The sequence below is a fragment of the Halomonas sp. KM-1 genome, assembly GCF_000246875.1.
GTDB lineage: Bacteria > Pseudomonadota > Gammaproteobacteria > Pseudomonadales > Halomonadaceae > Halomonas > Halomonas aerodenitrificans.
On record NZ_BAEU01000058.1, the window covers coordinates 66867 to 87307 of the forward strand.

General features: G+C 65.5%; 22 protein-coding genes. 13 read left to right on the forward strand and 9 right to left on the reverse strand.

What is annotated here, in order from left to right; genetic code table 11:
• Window position 1: 1 nt before the first annotated feature.
• Together B8115_RS05865 and dctP (B8115_RS05870) are read right to left on the reverse strand one after the other, a co-directional pair.
• Window positions 2-517, reverse strand: a complete 516-nt coding sequence (locus tag B8115_RS05865; RefSeq protein ID WP_010626831.1) for a TRAP transporter small permease subunit — start codon at window positions 515-517, stop codon at window positions 2-4.
• Window positions 518-594: 77 nt separating this feature from the next.
• Window positions 595-1596 carry a TRAP transporter substrate-binding protein DctP gene (dctP, locus tag B8115_RS05870; protein ID WP_010626832.1) on the reverse strand — a complete coding sequence of 334 codons (1002 nt, stop codon included), beginning with the start codon at window positions 1594-1596 and terminating at the stop codon, window positions 595-597.
• A gap of 154 nt (window positions 1597-1750) precedes the next feature.
• On the opposite strand from dctP (B8115_RS05870), the gene B8115_RS05875 reads away from it, so the two are divergent.
• Together B8115_RS05875 and B8115_RS05880 are read left to right on the forward strand one after the other, a co-directional pair.
• Window positions 1751-2434 (forward strand): GntR family transcriptional regulator, encoded by a 684-nt coding sequence (locus tag B8115_RS05875; protein ID WP_026037922.1) that lies wholly within the window; start codon window positions 1751-1753, stop codon window positions 2432-2434.
• A 111-nt stretch (window positions 2435-2545) separates the two neighbouring features.
• Window positions 2546-4024, forward strand: a complete 1479-nt coding sequence (locus B8115_RS05880; RefSeq protein ID WP_010626834.1) for a YdiU family protein — start codon at window positions 2546-2548, stop codon at window positions 4022-4024.
• A gap of 9 nt (window positions 4025-4033) precedes the next feature.
• On the opposite strand, the gene B8115_RS05885 is transcribed toward B8115_RS05880, so the two are convergent.
• On the reverse strand, window positions 4034-4948 hold the full coding sequence (locus tag B8115_RS05885; RefSeq protein ID WP_010626835.1) for a LysR family transcriptional regulator: 915 nt from the start codon (window positions 4946-4948) through the stop codon (window positions 4034-4036).
• A gap of 94 nt (window positions 4949-5042) precedes the next feature.
• Here B8115_RS05885 and kynA point away from each other — a divergent pair, with 94 nt between their 5' ends.
• The 5 genes from kynA (at window position 5043) to B8115_RS05910 (ending at window position 8776) form a co-directional block, all read left to right on the forward strand.
• Window positions 5043-5915, forward strand: coding sequence for a tryptophan 2,3-dioxygenase (gene kynA, locus B8115_RS05890; RefSeq protein WP_010626836.1), 873 nt, complete (start codon window positions 5043-5045; stop codon window positions 5913-5915).
• A complete protein-coding gene (gene kynB, locus B8115_RS05895; RefSeq protein WP_010626837.1) occupies window positions 5912-6541 on the forward strand; it encodes an arylformamidase in 630 nt (209 codons plus the stop codon). Before kynA ends, kynB begins: the two co-directional genes overlap by 4 nt.
• Before the next feature lie 61 nt (window positions 6542-6602).
• Entirely contained in the window at window positions 6603-7853 is a 1251-nt protein-coding gene (gene kynU / locus B8115_RS05900; RefSeq protein WP_010626838.1) for a kynureninase, read from the forward strand.
• Window positions 7854-7955: 102 nt separating this feature from the next.
• The gene (locus tag B8115_RS05905) at window positions 7956-8372 is read left to right on the forward strand and encodes a nucleotidyltransferase family protein (RefSeq protein WP_010626839.1); all 417 of its coding nucleotides are present in this window, start codon (window positions 7956-7958) and stop codon (window positions 8370-8372) included.
• Window positions 8357-8776: a DUF86 domain-containing protein gene (locus B8115_RS05910; protein ID WP_010626840.1), complete on the forward strand. Its 420-nt coding sequence runs from the start codon at window positions 8357-8359 to the stop codon at window positions 8774-8776. Before B8115_RS05905 ends, B8115_RS05910 begins: the two co-directional genes overlap by 16 nt.
• Before the next feature lie 59 nt (window positions 8777-8835).
• Here B8115_RS05910 and B8115_RS05915 read toward each other — a convergent pair whose 3' ends face one another.
• The 6 genes from B8115_RS05915 to B8115_RS05940 form a co-directional block, all read right to left on the reverse strand.
• On the reverse strand, window positions 8836-10149 hold the full coding sequence (locus B8115_RS05915) for a TRAP transporter large permease (protein ID WP_010626841.1): 1314 nt from the start codon (window positions 10147-10149) through the stop codon (window positions 8836-8838).
• Complete coding sequence (locus B8115_RS05920; protein ID WP_010626842.1) at window positions 10149-10655, reverse strand: TRAP transporter small permease; 507 nt, start codon at window positions 10653-10655, stop codon at window positions 10149-10151. The genes B8115_RS05915 and B8115_RS05920 overlap by 1 nt, the downstream gene beginning before the upstream one ends.
• A gap of 87 nt (window positions 10656-10742) precedes the next feature.
• A complete protein-coding gene (gene dctP, locus B8115_RS05925; RefSeq protein ID WP_010626843.1) occupies window positions 10743-11744 on the reverse strand; it encodes a TRAP transporter substrate-binding protein DctP in 1002 nt (333 codons plus the stop codon).
• 72 nt (window positions 11745-11816) lie between these two features.
• The gene (gene leuD, locus B8115_RS05930) at window positions 11817-12449 is read right to left on the reverse strand and encodes a 3-isopropylmalate dehydratase small subunit (RefSeq protein ID WP_010626844.1); all 633 of its coding nucleotides are present in this window, start codon (window positions 12447-12449) and stop codon (window positions 11817-11819) included.
• 13 nt (window positions 12450-12462) lie between these two features.
• Complete coding sequence (gene leuC, locus B8115_RS05935) at window positions 12463-13860, reverse strand: 3-isopropylmalate dehydratase large subunit (protein WP_026037925.1); 1398 nt, start codon at window positions 13858-13860, stop codon at window positions 12463-12465.
• Window positions 13861-13990: 130 nt separating this feature from the next.
• On the reverse strand, window positions 13991-14803 hold the full coding sequence (locus B8115_RS05940; RefSeq protein WP_010626846.1) for a GntR family transcriptional regulator: 813 nt from the start codon (window positions 14801-14803) through the stop codon (window positions 13991-13993).
• Between the two features lie 158 nt (window positions 14804-14961).
• Between B8115_RS05940 and B8115_RS05945 the strand changes: the two genes are divergently transcribed.
• From B8115_RS05945 to B8115_RS05970, 6 genes are read left to right on the forward strand one after another with little or no spacing between them, the layout of a single operon-like run.
• Window positions 14962-15348, forward strand: coding sequence for a nuclear transport factor 2 family protein (locus B8115_RS05945; protein ID WP_010626847.1), 387 nt, complete (start codon window positions 14962-14964; stop codon window positions 15346-15348).
• A gap of 53 nt (window positions 15349-15401) precedes the next feature.
• Window positions 15402-16277, forward strand: a complete 876-nt coding sequence (locus B8115_RS05950; protein ID WP_010626848.1) for an oxaloacetate decarboxylase — start codon at window positions 15402-15404, stop codon at window positions 16275-16277.
• A 30-nt stretch (window positions 16278-16307) separates the two neighbouring features.
• Window positions 16308-16982, forward strand: coding sequence for an isochorismatase family protein (locus B8115_RS05955; RefSeq protein ID WP_010626849.1), 675 nt, complete (start codon window positions 16308-16310; stop codon window positions 16980-16982).
• A 17-nt stretch (window positions 16983-16999) separates the two neighbouring features.
• The gene (locus B8115_RS05960; RefSeq protein WP_010626850.1) at window positions 17000-17953 is read left to right on the forward strand and encodes a polysaccharide deacetylase family protein; all 954 of its coding nucleotides are present in this window, start codon (window positions 17000-17002) and stop codon (window positions 17951-17953) included.
• Between the two features lie 3 nt (window positions 17954-17956).
• Window positions 17957-18892 (forward strand): polysaccharide deacetylase family protein, encoded by a 936-nt coding sequence (locus tag B8115_RS05965; protein ID WP_010626851.1) that lies wholly within the window; start codon window positions 17957-17959, stop codon window positions 18890-18892.
• Between the two features lie 11 nt (window positions 18893-18903).
• A complete protein-coding gene (locus tag B8115_RS05970; protein WP_010626852.1) occupies window positions 18904-20316 on the forward strand; it encodes an FAD-dependent oxidoreductase in 1413 nt (470 codons plus the stop codon).
• Window positions 20317-20441 lie beyond the last annotated feature (125 nt).

Here is a 20441-nt window from a genome sequence, read left to right on the forward strand (position 1 = left end):
TTCACACCTCCCCGCGCAGGATTTCGGCGACGTACTGCAGCGTGAGCAGGCTGGTGCCCACCGCCATCGGCATCAGTCCCGGCCACAGCCGCGGGTTCCACACGGTGCCGGTGCGCCAGTTGTACTGGTAGGCCTCGATCACGTAGACCCAGGAGGCATAGGCCAGCGCCGCGCAGAAGGCCAGACCGATCAGCGCGGCTACCAGGCGCATGATCTTGCGTGCCGTGCCACCCAGGGCGTCGGGCAGAATGGTGATGGCCACGTGGCCGCCGGTCATCAGCACATAGGGGCTACCCATCAGCATGGCGCCGGTAACGGAGAACACCGTGAACTCGGTCTGCCAACTGGTGCTCATGCCGAGCACGTAACGAATGAAGACCATCTGACAGATCACCACCACGCCGGCGATGAACAGCACGGCCGCCAGGTAGGCGCTGGCGCGTGACAGGGTGTCCATCAGGCGGATATAGCCGCCGATGACACCGGATCGTTGAGCAAGGGATTGAGAGTGGGCCATGGCCGTGTAGTCCTCCCGGGGTTCGAAACGGGGGCCACCCGTGGCGGGTGGCCCGACTCACTGGGAAGAGCTGGGCCTCAATCGACGGCGAGGGCCGCGTCGATGATGGCCTGGCCATTGGGTACGTTTTCGGCAAAGTTCTTGTAGGAGGTCTCACGGGCGATCTCGATCCAGGCGTTGTAGTCCTCCTCGCTCATGCGCACCACCTCGATGCCGTTCTGCTCGTAGACCTCGACCATCTTGGCGTCGATGGCCGCGGCCTCGGCGGCGAAGAACTCCTCGGCGGCCTTGCCGGCTTCCATCAGCGCGGCTTGCTGCTCCTCGTTGAGGCGCTGCCACACCTGCTCCGAGATGAGAATCGGCTCGTACATGAACCACAGCGCGAAATCGCCCGGTTCGGTCAGGCACTCCACCTGTTCGTAGAGGCGGAAGGAGATGAACGACATCGACGAGGTGTTGGCGGCATCCAGCACGCCGGTCTGCATGGCGGTATAAACCTCGGAAGAGGGCATCGAGGCGATGGAGGCGCCTGCCGCCTGCAGCATCTGCTCGAAGGCCGGGCCGGCGGCGCGGATGTTCTGGCCGCGCACGGTGTCGGGGGCGGTGATGCACTGCTCGCTGGAGGCGAAGCCGCCGGCGAGCCAGCTGTCGGCCAGCACTCGGGCACCGTTGTCCATGATCACCTGTTTGATCATGTCCATGTACTCGGACTCGTTGAGGCGCGCGGCGTGTTCGTGGTTGCGCACCAGGCCCGGCATCAGGGTGGCGGAAAACTCCGGATGGCGGCCGCTGGCGTAATCCAGCGGCAGCAGGGTCAGATCCAGGCGGCCGCGTACCAGCGCGCCCCACTGCTCGTTGGCACGGAACAGCGACTGACCGGGGTAGACCTGAATCTCGAGCCCCACATCGGCTTCTGCCACTTGGCGGGCCATCAGCTGCACCATCTCGTCGCGGACATCACCTTGACCACCGGGGAACTGGTGCGAGGCGCGCAGTACGGTGTTGGCGGCAGCGGCACTGCTGAAGGCGAGGGCCAGGCCGAGCGTCGCGGCCAGGGTAGCTAGGGTGTGGCGTTGCATTGGGCGTCTCCTTGGGATTGTTGTTGTACTGAAGTGTCGTTTTTATATCCATCAGGCGTGATGATGTATACTTCAATAGACGTTGTATATACTCGTGTCAAATCCGTTACAGTAAAAAGACCCGCTCTTGAATGCCGCGACCGAGGAGGTGGCCATGACCAGCACCAAGCGCTCCAATGCACAGCGCCTGCGCGACTCGCTGGAGAACGACATCATCAACGGTCGCCGGCTGCCCGGCGAAAGGCTGGACCCGGAGGCGTTGGGCCGGGAGTTCAATGTTTCCCGTACCCCGATACGTGAAGCGATCCAGCAACTCGTCGCCAGCGGGCTGGTGACGGTCTCGCCCAAGAAGGGCACCTTCGTGGCCAAGGTGGGCATCGATCAGCTGATCGAGATGTTCGAGGTGATGGCGGAGCTGGAGGCCATGTGCGGGCGCCTGGCGGCGCGGCGCATCAGCGATGCCGAGCTCGCCGAGCTGCGTGATGCACTTGAGCGCTGCGAGGCGGCCGCTCGGGCCGGAGACACCGACGAGTACTACTACGAGAACGAGGCCTTCCACGACTGCATCTACCGGGCCAGCCACAACACCTTTCTGCTCGGTGAGGCGCGCCAGCTAAAGCAGCGGCTCAAGCCTTATCGTCGCTTGCAGTTGAAGGTTCGCCAGCGCATGCACAGCTCGCTGCGCGAGCATCGGGACGTGGTGGCAGCCATCGAAGCGGGCGACCCGGCGGCAGCGGAACATGCCCTGCGCGATCACGTGCTGATCCAGGGCGAGCGCTTCAGCGACTTCGTGGCCAGCATTCGCGAGTTCGAGCGACCGGTTTCCGCTACCGGCTAGCCGCTCGTAACGAGTCGCTCGTGACCAGTCCCTTATAAGGGGGGGCAACGGCGCTCGATTTTCGCCGCCCCCGCGCCTACAGTGAGCGGCATGAAGACTGCTGGAGTTACCATGTTTCCCCCGTTCACTCTGCGTTATGCCCGCCTGCCGGAACGCTTCTACGCCCACTTCGAGCCGGTGCCCGTGCGTGAGCCGCACCTGGTGGCCTTCAATCGGCCGCTGGCCGAGGCGCTGGGCTTCGACCTCGCTGCCTTCGATGCCGAAGAGGCGGCGGTATGGTTCTCCGGCAACGTGGTGCCCCACGGCGCCGAGCCGCTGGCCCAGGCCTATGCTGGGCATCAGTTCGGCGGCTTCGTGCCGCAGCTGGGCGATGGCCGTGCGGTGCTGCTGGGCGAGGTGACCGACCGCGACGGTGGGCTGCGCGACATCCAGCTCAAGGGAGCGGGGCGCACCCCGTTCTCCCGCGGCGGCGATGGCCGGGCGCCTCTGGGGCCGGTGTTGCGCGAGTATCTGGTCAGCGAGGCGATGCACGCCATGGGCATCCCCACTACCCGGGCGCTGGCCGCGGTGACCACCGGCGAGCGGGTCATGCGCGGCATTCCGGAGCCCGGGGCCATTCTCACCCGGGTCGCCTCCAGTCATATCCGCGTCGGCACCTTCCAGTACTTCGCCGCCCGCGGCGATATCGACGGCGTACGCGAGCTGGCCGGGCACGTCATCGAGCGTCACTATCCGGCGCTTGAGTCACGCCAGGACGGCGAGCGCTATCTGGGCCTGCTGGAAGCGGTACAGGCGCGCCAGGCGGCGCTGATCGCCAAGTGGATGGGCGTGGGCTTCATTCATGGCGTGATGAACACCGACAACACCTCGATTTCCGGCGAGACCATCGACTTCGGCCCCTGCGCCTTCATGGAGCAGTACGACCCGAAGATGGTGTTCAGCTCCATCGACGAGGGCGGGCGCTACGCCTACTCCAACCAGCCGTGGATCGCCCAGTGGAACCTGGCGCGGCTGGCCGAGACCTTGCTGCCGCTGATCGATGACGACAGCGAGCGCGCGGTGGAGCGGGCCACCGAGCTGTTGCAGCGCTTCCCGGAGCAGTACGAACGGGAGTGGCTGGCGGTCATGCGTGCCAAGCTCGGCCTGACCAGCGAGAAGCCCGGCGACAAGGCGCTGATCGAGTCGCTGTTGGCGGCCATGCACCGTGGCCGTGCCGACTTCACCCTGACTTTCCGTCGGCTGGCGGACGTTGCCGAGAGCGCTGCGGCGGAAGCCTCGCTGGTCGAGCTGTTCGAACGCCCCGAGGAGATTGCCGGCTGGCTGGAGGAGTGGCGCGAGCGTCTTGCTCAGGAAGAGCAGGGCGAGAGCGAACGGGCGCAGCGCATGCGTTTGGCCAACCCGGCCTTCATCCCGCGCAACCACCGCGTGCAGCAGGCGTTGACCGCGGCCATGGACGAAAACGACTACGGCCCCTTCGAGACCCTGCTCGATATCATCACCCACCCGTTCGACGACCAGCCCGGGCGCGAGGAGTACATGCGGCCGGCCGAGCCCACTGAGCGGGTGTTCCGCACCTTCTGCGGGACCTGAGGCGGTGCCTTACTCGCACTCTCGGCGACCTGTAATGACGGCCTGCAGCGTATGTGCCAGGGCCTCTGCCGCCGAGCCCTCGGCTTCGCCCTGGCGCATGACCAGATACCAGTTCAGGTAGAGCCCCTGTTCGGTGAGGCGCAGCGAGGCCAGATCGCCCGTGGTCAGATGTGGCTCCAGCGTCCAGGCCGGTAAAACGCTGACCCCCAGGCCGTGACGCACCAGGCTCAGCACGGCCTCGGTCACCCCGGCGCTGATCACCCTGGCCGGCAGCACGCCGGCAGGGCTGAACAGCTGTTCGTATTCGCGCCCCTTCTCCGGGGTGGTGTGATAGGCGACATAGGGCTCGGCGGCGACGTCTTCGGCGCCGACCCATGCCTGGCGGGCCAGCGAGTGGTCGTGGCGCACCGCCAGACGCAGCTCGTCGTGCTTCAGCACCGTGGTATCGAAGCCGATGGGCGGATGGCTGCCTGCCACCAGCGCCAGGTCCACATGGCCGCGCCTGAGCGCGCGGCAGGGTTCCAGCGAGACATCCGGGACGATTTCCACGCCGATATGGGGGTGGCTGCGGTTGAAGGCGGCCAGGGCGGTCGGTAGCCAGTGGTAGCCGCCGCACGCCTCGACGCCCACCCGTACCACCTGTTCGACCCCCACCGCCAGACGCTGAATGTCCTGTTCGGCCCGCTCCAGTTCCGCCAGCACACCGCGGGCGGCGTGCAGCAGGCGCTTGCCGGCGGAGGTCGGGTTGAGCCGGCGCTGGCCGCGGGTGAAGAGCAGGGCGCCCAGCAGCCGTTCCGCCTCCTTGAGCCGGTGGCTGAGCGCCGATTGGGTCAGGCCGAGCTGAACGGCTGCGTCGGAGATGCTGCCGGCATCGGCGATGGCCACCATCATCTGCATCTGGCGGGTGCTGAGTCGCGTTGTCATATTATTTTATTTCATGGAAAGCCGTCTTTTTATCAAATTTAAATGTCTTCGACACCTTCGTAAACTGACGGAAAGACGACGAAGGAGGGCGACCATGGCCAAGCGGAAGGAAGGGCAGGCACGCAGCACCAGCGTGGACCTCTCGCAGGAGGGGGTGCACTGGGACCAGCCGATGAGCTATGGCGATTACCTGCAGCTGGGGCCGCTGCTGTCGGCCCAGCGGCCGGGTACCGCGGAGCATGACGAGATGCTGTTCATCGTCATCCATCAGGTCTCGGAGCTGTGGCTCAAGCAGTGCCTGCACGAGGCCCACGCCGCCGCGGCACACATCGCATCCGACCGCTTGCGCCCGGCGTTCAAGATGCTCACCCGGGTGGCGCGAATCCAGGCGCAGATGATCAATGCCTGGGAGGTGCTGGTGACCATGACTCCCGCCGACTACGCGCGCTTTCGTGACAGCCTCGGCCAGAGTTCGGGCTTCCAGTCGTTCCAGTATCGCGAGCTGGAGTTCCTGCTCGGCAACAAGAATGCGGCGATGATCGAAGTGCACCGTCGCCATCCCGAGCGCTACCGGCGCCTCAGCAAGGTACTCCACGCTCCGAGCCTTTACGACATCAGCCTGCAGCTGCTGGCCCGGCGCGGCTTCGCACTTCCCGAGTCGGTCATCGCGCGGGACTGGTCGGAGCCCTATCGGCCCTGTGACGAGGTGGAGCAGGCCTGGGCGGATATCTACCGCGATACCGGCCGCTACTGGGAGCTCTACGAACTGGCCGAAAAGCTCGTCGATACCGAGTACCACTTCCACCAGTGGCGCTTCAGCCACCTCAAGACGGTGGAGCGCATCATCGGACAGAAGCCCGGCACCGGTGGCACCGGCGGGGCCTCCTATCTCGCCAAGGCGCTGGACCTGCAGTTCTTCCCCGAGCTGTGGTCGGTGCGCACCACGCTGGAGGAGGGCGCCTCATGAGCCGACTCTATGACATCTCCCAGCCGCTGCGTGCCGACATGCCGGTATGGCCCGGCGATACCCCTTTTGCCCATGAGCCGACCTGGGTGCTCGACGGACAGTGCCCGGTCAACGTCTCGCGCCTGACGCTCTCCACCCACACCGGCACCCATGCCGACGCGCCCAGCCACTACGCCGCCGATGGCAGGGCCATCGACGAGGTGGAACTCACCACCTACCTTGGCCTATGCGTGGTGCTGGACATGCGCCATGCCGCGCCGAGGGTCGAGCCCGAGCATCTGCTGCCCGTGCTGCCGCCGCGCGTCGAGCGGGTGTTGCTGCGCACCTGGGAGCATTTTCCCCATGAGCACTGGCGCAGTGACTTCACCACCATCGCGCCGGAGAGCATCGACCTGCTGGCCGAGCGCGGCGCGCGGTTGATCGGCGTGGATAGTCCTTCGCTCGACCCCGAGGTGGACAGCAAGCTGCTGGCGCATTGGCGGGTGCACCAGCACGGTATGGCGATTCTCGAAGGGCTGGTGCTGGATGCGGTGCCGCCGGGCCATTATGAGCTGATCGCCCTGCCGCTGAAGCTGGCCGGGGCCGATGCCTCGCCGGTGCGGGCCCTTCTGCGCGAGCTGGCTTGATAGCTACGCGAGCTGACAAGCGCTTTCCCGATTCCGTTTTCTCCTTGTGCTGGAGCCGACCATGCCCCTGACTCTCGATGACGTTCGCGAGCTGGACCGCCAGGACCCGCTGGCCACCTTCAGAAGCCGCTTCACCCTGCCGCAAGGCACGATCTATCTCGACGGCAACTCCCTGGGCGCCCAGCCCAGCGCTGCCGTGGCCGCCGTCGACGGCCTGATGTCGCAGTGGCGCGACTCGCTGATCCAGGGTTGGAACCAGGGCTGGTTCGATGCGCCGGAGCGGCTTGGCGACCGGCTGGCGCCGCTGCTGGGAGCCGGGCCGGGCGAGGTGCTGGTGACCGACACCATCACCCACAACATCTTCAAGCTGCTGGGCTATATCACCGAAGGGCAAAGAGGCACTGAAGGACAGAGCCGGGCGCGGCCGGTGATCCTCAGCGAAGGCGGCAACTTCCCCACCGACGGCTACATCGCCCAGGGCTTCTGTCGCTTCGGCGGCTTCGAGCATCGGGTGGTGCCTGAGGGCGAGGCGCTGGATGCCTATCTCGACGAGCGGGTGGCGGCGGTGGTGCTCAGCCACGTGCACTATCGCACCGGGCGCCTGCGCGACATGGCGGCGATCACCCGCCAGGTGCATGCCAGCGGCGCCGAGGTGATCTGGGACCTGGCCCACTCGGCCGGCGCGATGCTCGTCGACCTCGCCGCCTGCGGCGTGCGCTACGCGGTGGGCTGCACCTACAAGTACCTCAATGGCGGCCCCGGCGCGCCGGCCTTCCTCTACGTGCGCCGCGACTGCCAGCAGCAGGGCTGGCAGCCGCTGTCGGGCTGGCTGGGTCATGCGGCGCCGTTCGCCTTCGAGGCCGACTATACCCCTGCGCCGGGCATCTCGCGCTTTCGTACCGGCACCCACTCGCCGCTGGCCTTTGCTGCCTTGGAAGCGTCGCTGGCGCTGTGGCAGGAGGTGGACCTCGCTCAACTGCGGCGCAAGAGCCAGCGCTTGATCGAGCTGTTTCGCGAGTCGCTGGCCGGCTGCCTCGAAGAGCACGGCATCAGTGACATCACCCCGGACGAGGCGCAGCGCGGCAGTCAGGTAGGGTTGGTGGAAAGAGAACACGGCTATGCCATCGTCCAGGCGCTGATCGAGCGCGGCGTGATCGGCGACTACCGCGAGCCGGGGCTGATGCGCTTCGGCTTCGCGCCGCTCTACCTGAGCCATGAGGACGTCTGGCAGGCGGCGCAGCATCTGCGCGAAGTGCTGAGCGAAGGCGAGTACCTGGCGCCGCGCTTTCAGCAGCGCGGGGCGGTGACTTGATAAGGGACTGCACCCAGGTCATCGACGGATTCCGTAGGCTTTCATGCACGGTATCGGCGCTTGGGGGTACACTGGTCGTAACTGACGTTTCGAGGTCGTGACATGCCTTCCACGCATCGTCGTGATGACACTGAGCTTCACCAGTCGATCCTACGGGCGCTTGCGCCGTTCGAAGAGATCGAGCAGGTCGTGCTGTTCGGCTCGCTTGCCAAGGGGCGCGCCAGGCCCGACAGCGACCTCGACCTTGCGGTGGAGGCTCGCCACCCGCTGACCAGCGACAAGAAGATCGCCCTCATCGAGGCGTTGGCCCTGGCGTGCTCCCGCCCTGTGGATCTGGTCGATCTCAAGACGGCCGGCCAGCCGCTGCTGACGCAGATCGTCACCTCGGGAGTACGCCTGCAAGGCAGCGATTCGGCATGGGCCCGCCTGGTCTACCGCAACATCATCGACAACGAGGATTTCGTGCCATTGCAGCAGAGAATCCTCAAGGCGAGGCAGGCGGCATGGATCAACTCCTGATCAACCAGAAGCTGGAGTCGCTGCGGCGTTGCGTCATGCGGCTCGAAAGCCGCTGCCCGAGCAGCGTCGAGGCCTTGGAAGCGGATCTCGATGCTCAGGATATCCTGGCGCTGAACCTGACCCGTGCCGTTCAGCTCTGCGTGGACATAGCGGCACACTGGATCGCGGAGCACCACGAGCTGACGTCTCCTATCACCATGGGGCAAAGCTTCGATGTACTTGCCGAGCGAGATGTGATCAGCCGTGCGCTGGCCGATGACATGAGAAAATCGGTCGGCTTCCGCAACATCGTGGTTCACAACTACGAAGCCGTTAACTGGCAGGTGGTTTTCGCCATCTGTCGCGATCATCTCGACCAGTTCAGGCAGTTTGCCCGGGTCTTCATGGATCCGTCGCTTCGCTGAGCCGCGTTTTGTCCTGATATGGCCGAACGGGCTCAGCAAGTGGCGGAATCTGCTTTCCGCTAGTTGATCATCCCGGGCAGCCAGGTGGCGATGCCGGGGAACACGATCAGCAGCGCAACCAATAGCATCGAGCAGAGAATGTAGGGGATCGCCGCGGCGTAGATCTCGCGCATGGTGGTGCCCTTTGGCGCCACACCCTTCATCACGAACAGCAGCAGTCCCAGCGGCGGCGTGGAGAAGCTGATCTCCAGCGCCAGCAGCATGATGATGCCGAACCAGATGGGGTCGAAGCCGAGTACCTGGGCCAACGGGAAGAAGAACGGCACCGTGAGCATCATGATCGAGATCTGCTCCATGAAGGTGCCGAGCACCAGCAGCACGGCGAACATCGCCAGCAGCATCAGGATCGGCGCCAACTCGAAGCTGGTGGCCCACTGGATCAGCCCGCTGGAAGCGCCGGAGAAGGCCAGCAGCTGGCTGAAGGTGGCCGAGCCGAACACGATCAGGTAGGCCATCAGGGTGACTTTCAGCGCGCCGATCACCGAGAGCTTGAATGCCTCCCAGGTCATGCAGCGAAAGATCACCGCCAGCACGATGGCACCCAGGGCGCCGAAGGCCGCCGCCTCGGAGGGGGTGGCGAAGCCCAGCAGCATCAGCGCGACGATGAAGATCATCACGCTGATCATCGGCAGGATGTCGGTGAGCACCAGCAGCAGTTTCTGCTTGAGCGGCACTGGTTCGAGTTCGTAATTGGGGGCCGCGTCCGGATCGAGCCGGGTCTGGATCCAGATGGTGGCAATATAGAACCCGGCCAGCACCAGGCCGGGCATGATACCGGCGATCAGCAGCGCGCCGATATCGACCTTGGCCAGGGTGGCCAGCAGCACCGCCAGCGCCGAGGGGGGAATGATGATGGCCAGCCCCCCGGTGCCCAGGATCGGGCCGATGGCCATGCGCTTCTGGTAGCCGCGGCGCTCCATCTCCGGCACCAGCAGCGAGCCCATCAGCGCGGTGGAGCCCATCGAGGAGCCGCTCAAGGTCGAGAAACCGGTACCGCCCACCACGGTGACGTAGGAGAGCCGGCCGGGCACCTTGCCCATCAGTTGGTCGATGGCATTGAACATGCGCATGCCCAGGCCGGTGCGGAAGAACAGCTCACCCATCAGCAGGAACAGCGGGATCGGCACCAGGTTGAAGCTGGAGAGCGCGCCGAAGCCGTTGTTGAGCAGCTGGATGAGACCGTTCTGGCCGCCCATGAAGTGCCAGGCACCGATCACGTTGGCGGCGAGAAAGGCCAGGGCGATCGGCGTACCGATGGCCATGAAGCCAAGAATCAGGGCCAGCAGAAAGGCCAGGGCCAGATACCATTCCATTATTCCTTGATCCCCGCTTCGCCGCTGTGAAGGATGTCGCGCCCGACCACGAAGCGGGCGAATTCGATGGCCATCATGGAAAAGCACACCGGGTAGGCGATGGTGAGAATCCACTTGGGCACGAAGAAGGCGCGCACGTCGTAGTCGTTGCGCGCAATGTTCATCGACACCAGGTCATAGCCCTTCCAGGCCAGCACCACGCACACCGCCACGCACAGCAGGGCCACCAGGCGGCTAACCACCTGCAGGGCCATGGGCGAGAGGATCGAGGTGAGCAGTTCTATGTGCACGTGCCCCTTGTGGCGCACTAGCCAGGGGGCGCCCAGCAGGGTCAGGTAGAACATGGCGTATTCGGTGGAGAGGAAGAACCACGCCGAGGGCTGCAGCCCCAGGTTGCGGATCACCACCGAGAGCACGATGGCGACCATCAGCCACACCAGCATGATGGCGGCAGCGAGGGCCATGCCGTTGAGCAACAGCAGGTAAGCACGACTGGCGTATCGCATAAGCCTCCCCGGGCGCGATGAAAAGGGCCGAACGAACCGACGACGAGCAGCAGTAGTGGGCCGGTCGCTGGCGACCGGCCCCCGCGCTTACAGGTCGTTGAACTTCTCGATCAGCTCGTCGTAGTGCTCGAGACCCATGGGGTGACGCTCCATCTGGCGGCGCATGCGCTCCCAGGTGGCTTCGCGCGCGGCCTCGGAGAAGCGCTCGCCGGCCTCGCCTTCCAGACGGAAGACCTGCATGCCGTCGGCTTCCAGCTCGGCCTGCTGCTCCTCGGCCAGCACTTCGAAACGCTCGGCACTGGCACGCTCGTGCTCGATGGCCACTTCCTGCAGGATCTCGCGGGCTTCCTCGCTCAGGCCGTTCCAGCTGTCCAGATTGACGATCACGCCCATGTCGGTGGAGAAGAAGTCGGGATCGATGCGGTAGTTGAGGAAGCGGTCCCAATTGAGGTCCTTGAGGCCGATCTGGGTCCAGCCGGTGGCGTTGACCACGTTGCGCTCCAGCGCCGAGTAGACGTCGGTGGTGGGCAGGCTGATCGGCTGGGCGCCCAGGTAGTCCTGGAAGAAGGCGTCGTACACCGGGTTGCTGCGCAGGGTCATGCCGGAAACGCTGAGGTTGCCCTCGCTGTCCAGGCGCGGTTCGTTGATGGTGTAGAGGTTGTAGCTCACGCCGCTGTCGAACCAGCCCAGGTAGTAGACCCCCATCTTGTCCTGGTGGATCTGGTTGAGCAGGTCGATGCCGCCGTTCTCACGGGCATAGATGGCGTTGGTGTTGGAGGCCACCATGGCGTCGCGCTCGGGCACGGTGCCGGCATAGAAGCTGGCCGCGGTGTAGGCCATGTCGACCACCCCGTTGCGTACCGCGTCGGGCTGCTCGGAGAGGCCGATCACCTCGGGGCCGCCACGTACATTGATCTGAACCACGCCTTCGCCGCGCTCGTTCACCTTGTCGACGAACTCGAGGAAGCTCTGGGTATAAATCAGCGACGGCGGAAAGGCGTGGACGGCGGTGATGCGCTCCACGGCCAGGGTCTGGCCGGAAGCGACCAGGGCAGCGAGGCCCAGGGAAGCGATGAGAGGCTTGTTCATAGTTGTTCTCCTTTCAATCTTCAGCGTTGGTTGTCTTGCGGTCTTGTCTTTGGTCCTGGGGCCGGAGGCCAGTCAGCCCCGTGTGATCAGCGGTGGCGGCCCGGCATCGAGCCAGGGCCGTTGGCTGGCATAGCGGGTGGCGAAGCGTTCGATCTCCTCGGCGTGCTGCCGGGTCAGGTCGATGTCGTCCCAGCCGTTGAGCAGCTTGGTACGCCAGATCGGGGCGATGGTGAAGGCGACGCTCAGCTCGCCGATGGTGATGCGCTGCGCTTCCAAGTCGACGTGCAGCGCTCCAGGGGCTTCTCCCAGCGCGGCAAGCAGTGTCTCGGCGTCAGCCTCGCTGACCGTGGCCGGCAGCAGGCCGTTGTTGACCGCATTGGAGGCGAAGATGTCGCCGAAGCTCGGCGCGATCACGCAGCGAAAGCCGAAGTCCACCAGCGCATAGACGGCGGCCTCGCGTGATGAGCCGGCGCCGAAATTGCGCCTTGCCACCAGAGTTTCCGCCTCACCCGCCTGCGGGTGGTTGAGGATGAAATCCTCGACCGGTCGGCCGCTTTCGTCGTGGCGCAGGTCATGGAGCAGGAAGCGCCCGTAGCCGACGCTACGCGGCTCCTTCATGAAGCGCGCCGGAATCAGCTGGTCGGTATCCACATTGGCCAGCGGCAGCGGACAGGCCGGGGCGTCTATGATCTTGATCGGTTCCATCACTCGGCTCCTGTCACAGCTGGCGTACGTCGGCCAGGCGGCCGGCCACGGCTGCCGCGGCCACCATGGCCGGCGACATCAGATGGGTTCTGGCGCCCGGCCCCTGGCGGCCCTTGAAGTTGCGGTTGGTGGTGGAGGCGCAGCGCTCGCCGGGCGGCACCAGATCGCCGTTCATGCCCACGCACATGGAGCAGCCGGACTCACGCCACTCAAGGCCCGCCTCGCGGAACACGGCATCCAGCCCCTCGGCTTCGGCCTGGCGCTTCACCTGGGTGGAGCCTGGCGAGACGATGCCCGGCACCCGGCTGCGACGGCCGCGCAATACCGCGGCCGCGGCGCGCAGGTCCTCCAGGCGCGCGTTGGTGCAGGAGCCGATGAAGACCCGGTCGATGACGATGTCGGTCAGCTTCTGGCCGGGAGCGAGGCCCATGTAGTCGAGGCTGTCGCGCAGCTGCCGCGCCTTGCCGGTATCGCGCTGGTCGGCCGGGTCGGGTACGCGGGCATCGATGGGCAGGGCTTCTTCCGGCGAGACGCCCCAGGTAACGGTGGGGGCGATCTCGGCGGCGGCGAGCGTCTCTTCGCGGTCGAAATGGGCGCCATCGTCGCTCTTCAGCGTCTGCCAGTAAGCCAGCGCCTGTTCCCATTGCTCCCCCCGCGGGGCGAAGGGGCGACCGCGCAGATAATCGAAGGTGGTCGAGTCGGGGGCGATCATGCCGCAGCGGGCGCCGCCCTCGATGGAGAGGTTGCACAGCGTCAGGCGCGCTTCCATCGACAGACTGCGAATGGCGCTGCCGGCGTATTCGATGGCGTAGCCCCGGGCGCCGTCGGCCCCCAGGCGGGCGATCCAGGTCAGCGCGATGTCCTTGGCGGTGATGCCCGGTGCCAGCTCGCCCTCGACGGTTAGGCGCATCTTCTTGGGGCGGCTCTGCCACAGAGTCTGGGTCGCCAGCACGTGGGCCACTTCCGACGCACCGATACCGAAGGCGATGCTGCCGAAGGCGCCGTGGGTGGAGGTGTGGCTGTCGCCGCACACCATCAGCAACCCGGGTTGGGTCAGGCCCTGCTCGGGGCCGAGCACGTGCACGATGCCCTGGCGCGGGTCGTCGAGGCCGAACAGAGTGATGCCGTGCTTGCGGGTGTTGTCGGCCAACTGCTCGATCATGCCGCGCACCTTGGCGTCGCCGATGGCATCGAGCCGACGGGTCAGGGTCGGCACGTAGTGGTCGGCGATGCCGAAGGTCAGATCGGGACGCGTCACCGACAGCTCGCGTTCGTGCAGCTTGTTGAAGGCATGGAAGGAGCCCTCGTGCACGAAATGGCGGTCGATCCACAGCAGGCTCTGGCCGCTTTCGCCGCGCAGAATCTCGTGGGCATCCCACACCTTGTCGAACAGGGTCGTTGGCATTGTCATGTCGGTCGCTTCAACGGGGTTGTGTCATTCTTGTCCAAATACATCTATCCCAGACCGATATCACAGGTCAAATGTATTTTTGACTGTTATTTAAATGTATTAAAAATAGCACATTTGGTTTGCGTTACGCTCATGCCTGCTGCTCCGCTTCCGCCTGCTGGGGTTCCGGCGCCATCGGTTCCCAGTAGCGTGCCGCTTCGTCACCGGTGCGGTTGAGATCGATCTGAATGCGGTAGCGGTCGGGGCGGTAGAGCGCGTCGAGATGCTCCACGCCGCGGCCCTCTTCGTCGTATACCACTCGGGTCAGCGAGATCAGCGGCGAGCCCACCGAGACCTCCAGTGCCTCGGCCACCTCGTGGGTGGCCAGGGTGGCTGAGATGGTCTGAGCCGCGTGGTCGACCTTCACGCCGCTGCGCTCGAGCAGGGCGAACAGTGGCGTTTGCGACAGATCGGCTTCGTTGTAGTGCAGCGCGATGTACTCCGGCACGTGGGTCACCAGGTAGGAGAACGGCTTGCCATCGGCCATGCGCACGCGAATCGAGCGCTGCACCTTGTCGCCCTCACGCAGCCCCAGGCTCTCGCGCACCGGCTCCGGCGGCTTGGCGTAGCAGAACTCCAGCAGCCGTACCCGTGAGGCCTTGCTCATCTTGACCATGTTGGGCAGCAGGTTGGCGACGCTGGCGGTCATCACCGTGGCATCCAGCGGCTGCTCCAGCACCACGGTGCCGAGTCCGGGCTTGCGTGCCACCAGTCCCGCTTCGTTGAGCGCCTGCATGGCGCGCCGGACCGTGACCCGCGACACACCGTACTGCTCGGCCAGTTTCAGCTCGCCGGGCAGCTTGCGCCCCGGCGCCAGCCGGCCGCTGAGAATGGCGTCCTTGAGCAGCAGATAGATGCGATGGGACTTGGTGCCCCCAACGGAATTCGCATGCGTATCGTTCATGGTTCGATCCTTGTGCATTGTTGTCGGTTGCGATGAAGCGCTTGACGGAAGGGTCGGGGTGGACATAGAAATGTATTATGCATAGGACAACTTTGTGTGCCATGCAATTCGAAGAATAGCGCCAAACAACGACAAAGGCTTCTTCCCTGGAGACCCCTATGCCTGCCAACAAGCCTGCTGCTGCCCCCGAAGAGGTCGTGCGCGACTTCCTGGCGGCAATGGAGGCGCGCGAGCTCGAGCGTGCCGGTGCCCTGCTCGACGAGGAGTTCAGCATGGTCTTTCCGGGCAGTGGCGAGATGCATCGCCTCGAAGAGCTGGTGGCCTGGGCCGCCGACCGCTACCGCTTCGTGCGCAAGCGCATCGCCGCGGTGGAAACCTGTGATGGCAATGGCGTCACAGCGGTGTTCTGCCATGGCGAGCTCGACGGCGAGTGGCCCGACGGCACTCCCTTTGCCGGGGTGCGTTTCATCGACCGCTTCGAGCTGCGCCACGGCCGGATAGTGCGACAGCAGGTCTGGAACGACCTGGCGCTGGCACGTCCCTGAACAGGGGCGACGTACCACTTACCGACTTTCCGAACATGAGGAATTCACCCGTCATGACTGTTGATGCCAGCGACCTCAAGGCCAGACTGCACGCTCCCGAGATCGTCGTAGCACCTGGCGTTTATGACGCCCTGAGCGCTTCGCTCGCCGCCGAGGCGGGCTTCGATACCGTCTACCTCTCGGGGGCCAGCATCGCCTACACCCAGCTCGGCCGCCCCGACATCGGCCTGGTCAGCGTCAGCGAGGTCAATGACGTGATGGCGCACATCCGCGAGCGCACCGAGCTCTCCGTGGTGGTGGATTGCGACACCGGCTTCGGCAACGCCATGAACGTCATGCGCAGCGTGCGCATGCTGGAGCGCGCCGGGGCCAACGCCATCCAACTCGAGGATCAGACCTACCCCAAGCGCTGCGGCCACCTGCGCGGCAAGACCCTGGTGCCGCAAGGCGAGATGGTGGGCAAGCTCAAGGCCGCATTGGACGCTCGGGCGAGCGATGCGACCCTGATCATCGGGCGCACCGATGCAGTGGCGGTGGAGGGTACGGCCCGGGCCATCGAGCGTGCCCATGCCTACCGCGAGGCCGGTGTCGACGTGCTGTTCATCGAAGGCATTCGCAGCGACGACGACATCGCCAGCATCATGGCCGAGTTCCGCGGCAAGATCCCGATCATGGCCAACATGGTGGAGGGGGGCGACACGCCGCTGCAGAACGCCCAGGCGCTGCAAGCGCTGGGCTTCTCGTTGGTGATCTTCCCCGGTGCTCTGGTACGTGCCTTCACCCACATGGCGAGCCAGTTCTTCGGCACCCTGCGCCGCGACGGCACCACCGATGCCTTCCGTGAGCGCATGCTCGACTTCAGTCAGCTCAACGAGGTGCTCGGCACCCGCAAGATGCTCGAGCTGGGCGAGAAGTATGACGCCCGCTGATCACAAGGACAAAGACACAGGAGAGAGCGCATGATCACGACCGATAAAACCGCCAAGGAGATCTTCTTCGAGGTGATGGCCAACCCTCAGCGCGTGCCGTTCGGCTTCGGCAACAAGGCGGTGCTGGTCAACGTCGATCCGCAGAAGGCCTACACCCGCACCGATCTCTACAAGACTGCCTACGAGACCGACCCCAACCAGCTCGACTACGTGAACCAGCTGGCACGCGGCTTCCGTAAGCTCGGTTGGCCGGTGGTATGGACCCATGTCGCCTTTCTCGACTCCGCCGAGGATGCCGGCGTATGGGGCACGCGTACCGACACCCCGGATTCGTTGCAGAACATCAAGTACGGCTCCGACCGCGCCGCCTTCGACGAGCGGGTCGAGATCGAGCAGGGCGATGTGGTCTATACCAAGCGTATGCCCTCGGCCTTCTTCGAGACCCCGCTGCAGTCGCTGCTGGTGTGGCACCAGGTCGACACCGTGATCGTCACCGGCGGTTCCACCTCGGGCTGCATTCGCGCCACTGCGGTGGACAGTCTGTCGCGGGGCTACCGCACCATCGTGCCGATGGAGTGCGTGGCCGACAAGCACGAGAGCTACCACTACGCCAACCTCACCGACCTGCACTTGAAGTACGCCGACGTGATGAACGTGGCCGACGTGCTGGCCTGGCTCGAGGCACGCGCGAGCGACAAGGCCTGAGCGGCGGGGAGGCTGACATGCAGGCAGAGCTGAAAGAGAGACTGGGCGCCTACGACTACTGGCCCTACGAGAACCGGCCGAAGATCGCCTGGCCGAACGGGGCTCGGGTGGCCTTCTGGGTGGCACCCAACATCGAATACTATGAACTCGATCCGCCGGCCAATCCCCAGCGCAAGCCGTGGCCCACGCCGCACCCCTCGGTGCCGGGCTTCAGCATTCGCGACTATGGCAATCGGGTCGGCCACCAGCGCCAGATGGCGCTGCTCGACAAGTACGGCATTCGCGGCTCGGTGTCGCTCTCGGTGGCGCTGTGCGAGCACCACCCCGAGATCGTCGCGATGTGCCGCGAGCGCGACTGGGAATTCTTCAGCCACGGTATCTACAACACCCGCTACACCTACGGCATGAGCGAGGCCCAGGAGCGGGAGATGATTCGCGACGGCATCGAGACGATCCAGCGTCATACCGGGCAGAAGTGCGCCGGCTACCTGGCGCCGGCGCTGTCCCACTCCGAGCACACCCTCGACCTGTTCGCCGAGGTGGGTCAGGAGCTGTTCGGCGAGGAAGGCGGCATTTATACCTGCGACCTGTTCCACGACGACCAGCCCACGCCGATCCGCCTGCGCTCGGGGCGGCGCTTCATCTCCATGCCCTATTCGCTCGAGATGAACGACACCATCGTCTACGCGGTGAACAAGGTGGAGCCGCGCCACTACCTGACCATGCTCAAGCGCCACTTTGACCGGCTCTACGCCGAGGGCGCCGAGTCGGGCACGGTGATGTGCATTCCCACCCACAACTATCAGATCAGCTGCCCGCACCGCATCAAGGCCTTCGAGGAGGCGCTGGAGTACATCACCGGTCGCAGCGACGTGTGGGTTACCACTGGGCGCGAGATCGCCCAGCACTATCTCGCTCACCACTACGACGACGCCTTGCGCGACATCGATGCCAAGTCGGGGAGGAACTGAGTCATGGCTCTCGATTCGGACTACCTGCGCTACCCCTGGCGGCGCCACGGCTACGATCACGAGCGCTACGCCTGGTCGATGCTGGGTGAGCGCCAGCCGATCCAGTGGCCTGGCGGCAAGACGCTGGCGGTGTGGATCAACGTCTCGCTGCAGTTCTACCCGCTCAACCAGCGCGGTGTGCCGTTCAAGGTACCCAACGGCATGACCATGCCCTACCCGGACCTGCGCCACTACTCGCTGCGCGACTACGGCAACCGGGTGGGCATCTACCGCATGCTCGCGGCATTCGAGCAGCGCGGCATTCGTCCCACCTGGGCGATCAACGCCCAGCTCGCCGAGCAGCACCCCTACCTGCTGAATCGCCTGAAAGCATACGGCGGCGAGTTCCTGTGCCATGGCTGGAACATGGATCACCTGCACTACGGCGGTCAGGATCGCGACGAGGAGGCCGAGATCGTGCGCCGCTCGGTCGCCACGCTGCGTGAACTGACCGGACAACCCGTTCGCGGCTGGCTGAGCCCGGCCAAGCACCAGAGCTGGAACACCCCGGAGCTGCTCGTCGAGAACGGCATCGAGTACTGCTGCGACTGGGTCAACGACGACATGCCCTACGCCTTCGTCACCGACCAGGGCGAGCTGACCATGCTGCCGCTTTCCACCGAGATCGAAGACCAGTTCGTGATGTGCCAGAACCTGCACTCTGAAGACAGCTGGGTGGCTCAGGTGACGGACGCCTTCGACTTCCTGCTGCAGGAAGGGCGGGAACAGGGCGGACGGCTGCTGGCGCTCAACCTTCATCCCTGGCTGGTGGGTCAGCCCCATCGTATCGGCTGCCTGGAGGCGGTGCTCGATCACATCGCCGGCCATGCCGAGGTGTGGCAGGCGCCGGCGGGAGAGATTCTCGATGCCTACCGGGCTCAGGCCGGCGGCAACCACTGAGGAGAAACGTCATGCCTATCGTGGCCTTTGGCAGCGGAGAAGAGTTCGAAGCGCACGTGCCGCTGGTGATCGTCGGGGCGGGCGCCTGCGGCCTGGTGGCGGCCCTCGCCGCCAAGCAGTTCGGTATGGAGGCGGTGGTGCTGGAGCGCGATGCGCTGCCGCGGGGCAGCACCTCCATGTCTCAGGGGTTCATCCCGGCGGCGGGCACGCGCTTTCAGGAGCGGCGTGGAGTGACGGACAGCCCGGCGCTGATGGCCGAGGACATCCAGCGCAAGAACGGACACCAGGCCGACCCGGCCATCGTGCGTGCGCTGACCGAGGCCTCGGCCGGAGTGGTGGAGTGGTTGGCCGACGACCACGGGGTGCCTTTCGACCTGGTGGAGGGCTTCCTCTACCCGGGCCATAGCCGCATGCGCATGCATGCCACCCCACGGCGCACCGGGGAGGAATTGATGGGCAGCCTGCTCAACGCCGTAGAGGCGGCAGGCGTCGACCTGCTCACCGAGGCGCGAGTGGTCGACCTGCATGTGGACGATGGCGGCCGGGTACATGGCGTGACCCTCGAACGCCCCGACGGCAGCCGGGAGGCCATCGGTTGCGACGCCCTGATCCTTGCCTGCAACGGCTATGGCGGTAATCCCGAACTGGTGGCGCGCCACCTGCCGGCGCTGAAGGATGCACTCTATTTCGGCCACGAAGGCAACCAGGGCGACGCCCTGCTGTGGGGCGAGGCGATGGGCGCGAGCCTCAAGGACCTTGGCGCCTGCCAGGGCCACGGTTCGCTGGCGATGCCGCATCAGACCCTGATCACCTGGGCGGTGATGATGCGCGGCGGGGTGCAGCTCAATCGTGAGGGCCGGCGCTTTTCCAACGAGCACGGCGGCTACTCGGAGCAGGCGGCCAAGGTGCTGGCCCAGCCGGGCGGCATGGCCTGGAACCTGTTCGATCGGCGCATCCATCAGGCTGCGCTGGAGTTCGAGGACTACCGCAACGCCCACATTGCCGGGGCAGTGCGCACCTTCGACAGCCTGGAGGCCATGGCAGCGGGGCTGGAGCTGCCGCTGGAGGCGCTGCGTGAGACCTTCGCCGAGATGCAGGCCCTGGCCGAAAGCGGCGCAGCCGATGCCTTCGGCCGCACCTTCAGCAGCGAGGATCTGCTGACGGCGCCCTATCACGCGATCAAGGTCACCGGTGCGCTGTTCCACACCCAGGGCGGGCTCGAGGTGAATACCCAGGCGCGGGTGCTGCGCCAGGACGGTAGCTTATTCGCCAATCTGTTCGCCGCCGGCGGTGCGGCGCGCGGGGTTTCCGGCTCGGGCGACAGCGGCTATCTCTCCGGCAACGGTCTGCTCAGCGCCGTGGTACTGGGCGCCATTGCCGGGCGCGAGGCCGCCCGTCAGCTCAGCTGCGACTCGGCCGCGTAAACGTTCGCTTTCGTTACAGCGAGGCGTCAGGCAGCGTCAGCTCCCGCGCCTCGCCATGATATCCTGCGCAACTTCACTGAGCGCTCCTCTCACTCAGCATTTCTCTGACTAGGTACTTCTCTGCC

Coding starts and splice junctions, on each gene's coding strand:
- leuD (WP_010626844.1), bottom strand. CDS start 12,449: ATGGAACCGATCAAGATCATAGACGCCCCGGCCTGTCCGCTGCCGCTG.
- B8115_RS05970 (WP_010626852.1), top strand. CDS start 18,904: ATGCCTATCGTGGCCTTTGGCAGCGGAGAAGAGTTCGAAGCGCACGTG.
- B8115_RS05910 (WP_010626840.1), top strand. CDS start 8,357: ATGGATCAACTCCTGATCAACCAGAAGCTGGAGTCGCTGCGGCGTTGC.
- dctP (WP_010626832.1), bottom strand. CDS start 1,596: ATGCAACGCCACACCCTAGCTACCCTGGCCGCGACGCTCGGCCTGGCC.
- B8115_RS05955 (WP_010626849.1), top strand. CDS start 16,308: ATGATCACGACCGATAAAACCGCCAAGGAGATCTTCTTCGAGGTGATG.
- B8115_RS05940 (WP_010626846.1), bottom strand. CDS start 14,803: ATGAACGATACGCATGCGAATTCCGTTGGGGGCACCAAGTCCCATCGC.
- B8115_RS05915 (WP_010626841.1), bottom strand. CDS start 10,149: ATGGAATGGTATCTGGCCCTGGCCTTTCTGCTGGCCCTGATTCTTGGC.
- B8115_RS05875 (WP_026037922.1), top strand. CDS start 1,751: ATGACCAGCACCAAGCGCTCCAATGCACAGCGCCTGCGCGACTCGCTG.
- B8115_RS05865 (WP_010626831.1), bottom strand. CDS start 517: ATGGCCCACTCTCAATCCCTTGCTCAACGATCCGGTGTCATCGGCGGC.
- B8115_RS05965 (WP_010626851.1), top strand. CDS start 17,957: ATGGCTCTCGATTCGGACTACCTGCGCTACCCCTGGCGGCGCCACGGC.
- B8115_RS05950 (WP_010626848.1), top strand. CDS start 15,402: ATGACTGTTGATGCCAGCGACCTCAAGGCCAGACTGCACGCTCCCGAG.
- leuC (WP_026037925.1), bottom strand. CDS start 13,860: ATGACAATGCCAACGACCCTGTTCGACAAGGTGTGGGATGCCCACGAG.
- kynB (WP_010626837.1), top strand. CDS start 5,912: ATGAGCCGACTCTATGACATCTCCCAGCCGCTGCGTGCCGACATGCCG.
- B8115_RS05880 (WP_010626834.1), top strand. CDS start 2,546: ATGTTTCCCCCGTTCACTCTGCGTTATGCCCGCCTGCCGGAACGCTTC.
- B8115_RS05885 (WP_010626835.1), bottom strand. CDS start 4,948: ATGACAACGCGACTCAGCACCCGCCAGATGCAGATGATGGTGGCCATC.
- B8115_RS05960 (WP_010626850.1), top strand. CDS start 17,000: ATGCAGGCAGAGCTGAAAGAGAGACTGGGCGCCTACGACTACTGGCCC.
- B8115_RS05945 (WP_010626847.1), top strand. CDS start 14,962: ATGCCTGCCAACAAGCCTGCTGCTGCCCCCGAAGAGGTCGTGCGCGAC.
- kynA (WP_010626836.1), top strand. CDS start 5,043: ATGGCCAAGCGGAAGGAAGGGCAGGCACGCAGCACCAGCGTGGACCTC.
- dctP (WP_010626843.1), bottom strand. CDS start 11,744: ATGAACAAGCCTCTCATCGCTTCCCTGGGCCTCGCTGCCCTGGTCGCT.
- B8115_RS05920 (WP_010626842.1), bottom strand. CDS start 10,655: ATGCGATACGCCAGTCGTGCTTACCTGCTGTTGCTCAACGGCATGGCC.
- B8115_RS05905 (WP_010626839.1), top strand. CDS start 7,956: ATGCCTTCCACGCATCGTCGTGATGACACTGAGCTTCACCAGTCGATC.
- kynU (WP_010626838.1), top strand. CDS start 6,603: ATGCCCCTGACTCTCGATGACGTTCGCGAGCTGGACCGCCAGGACCCG.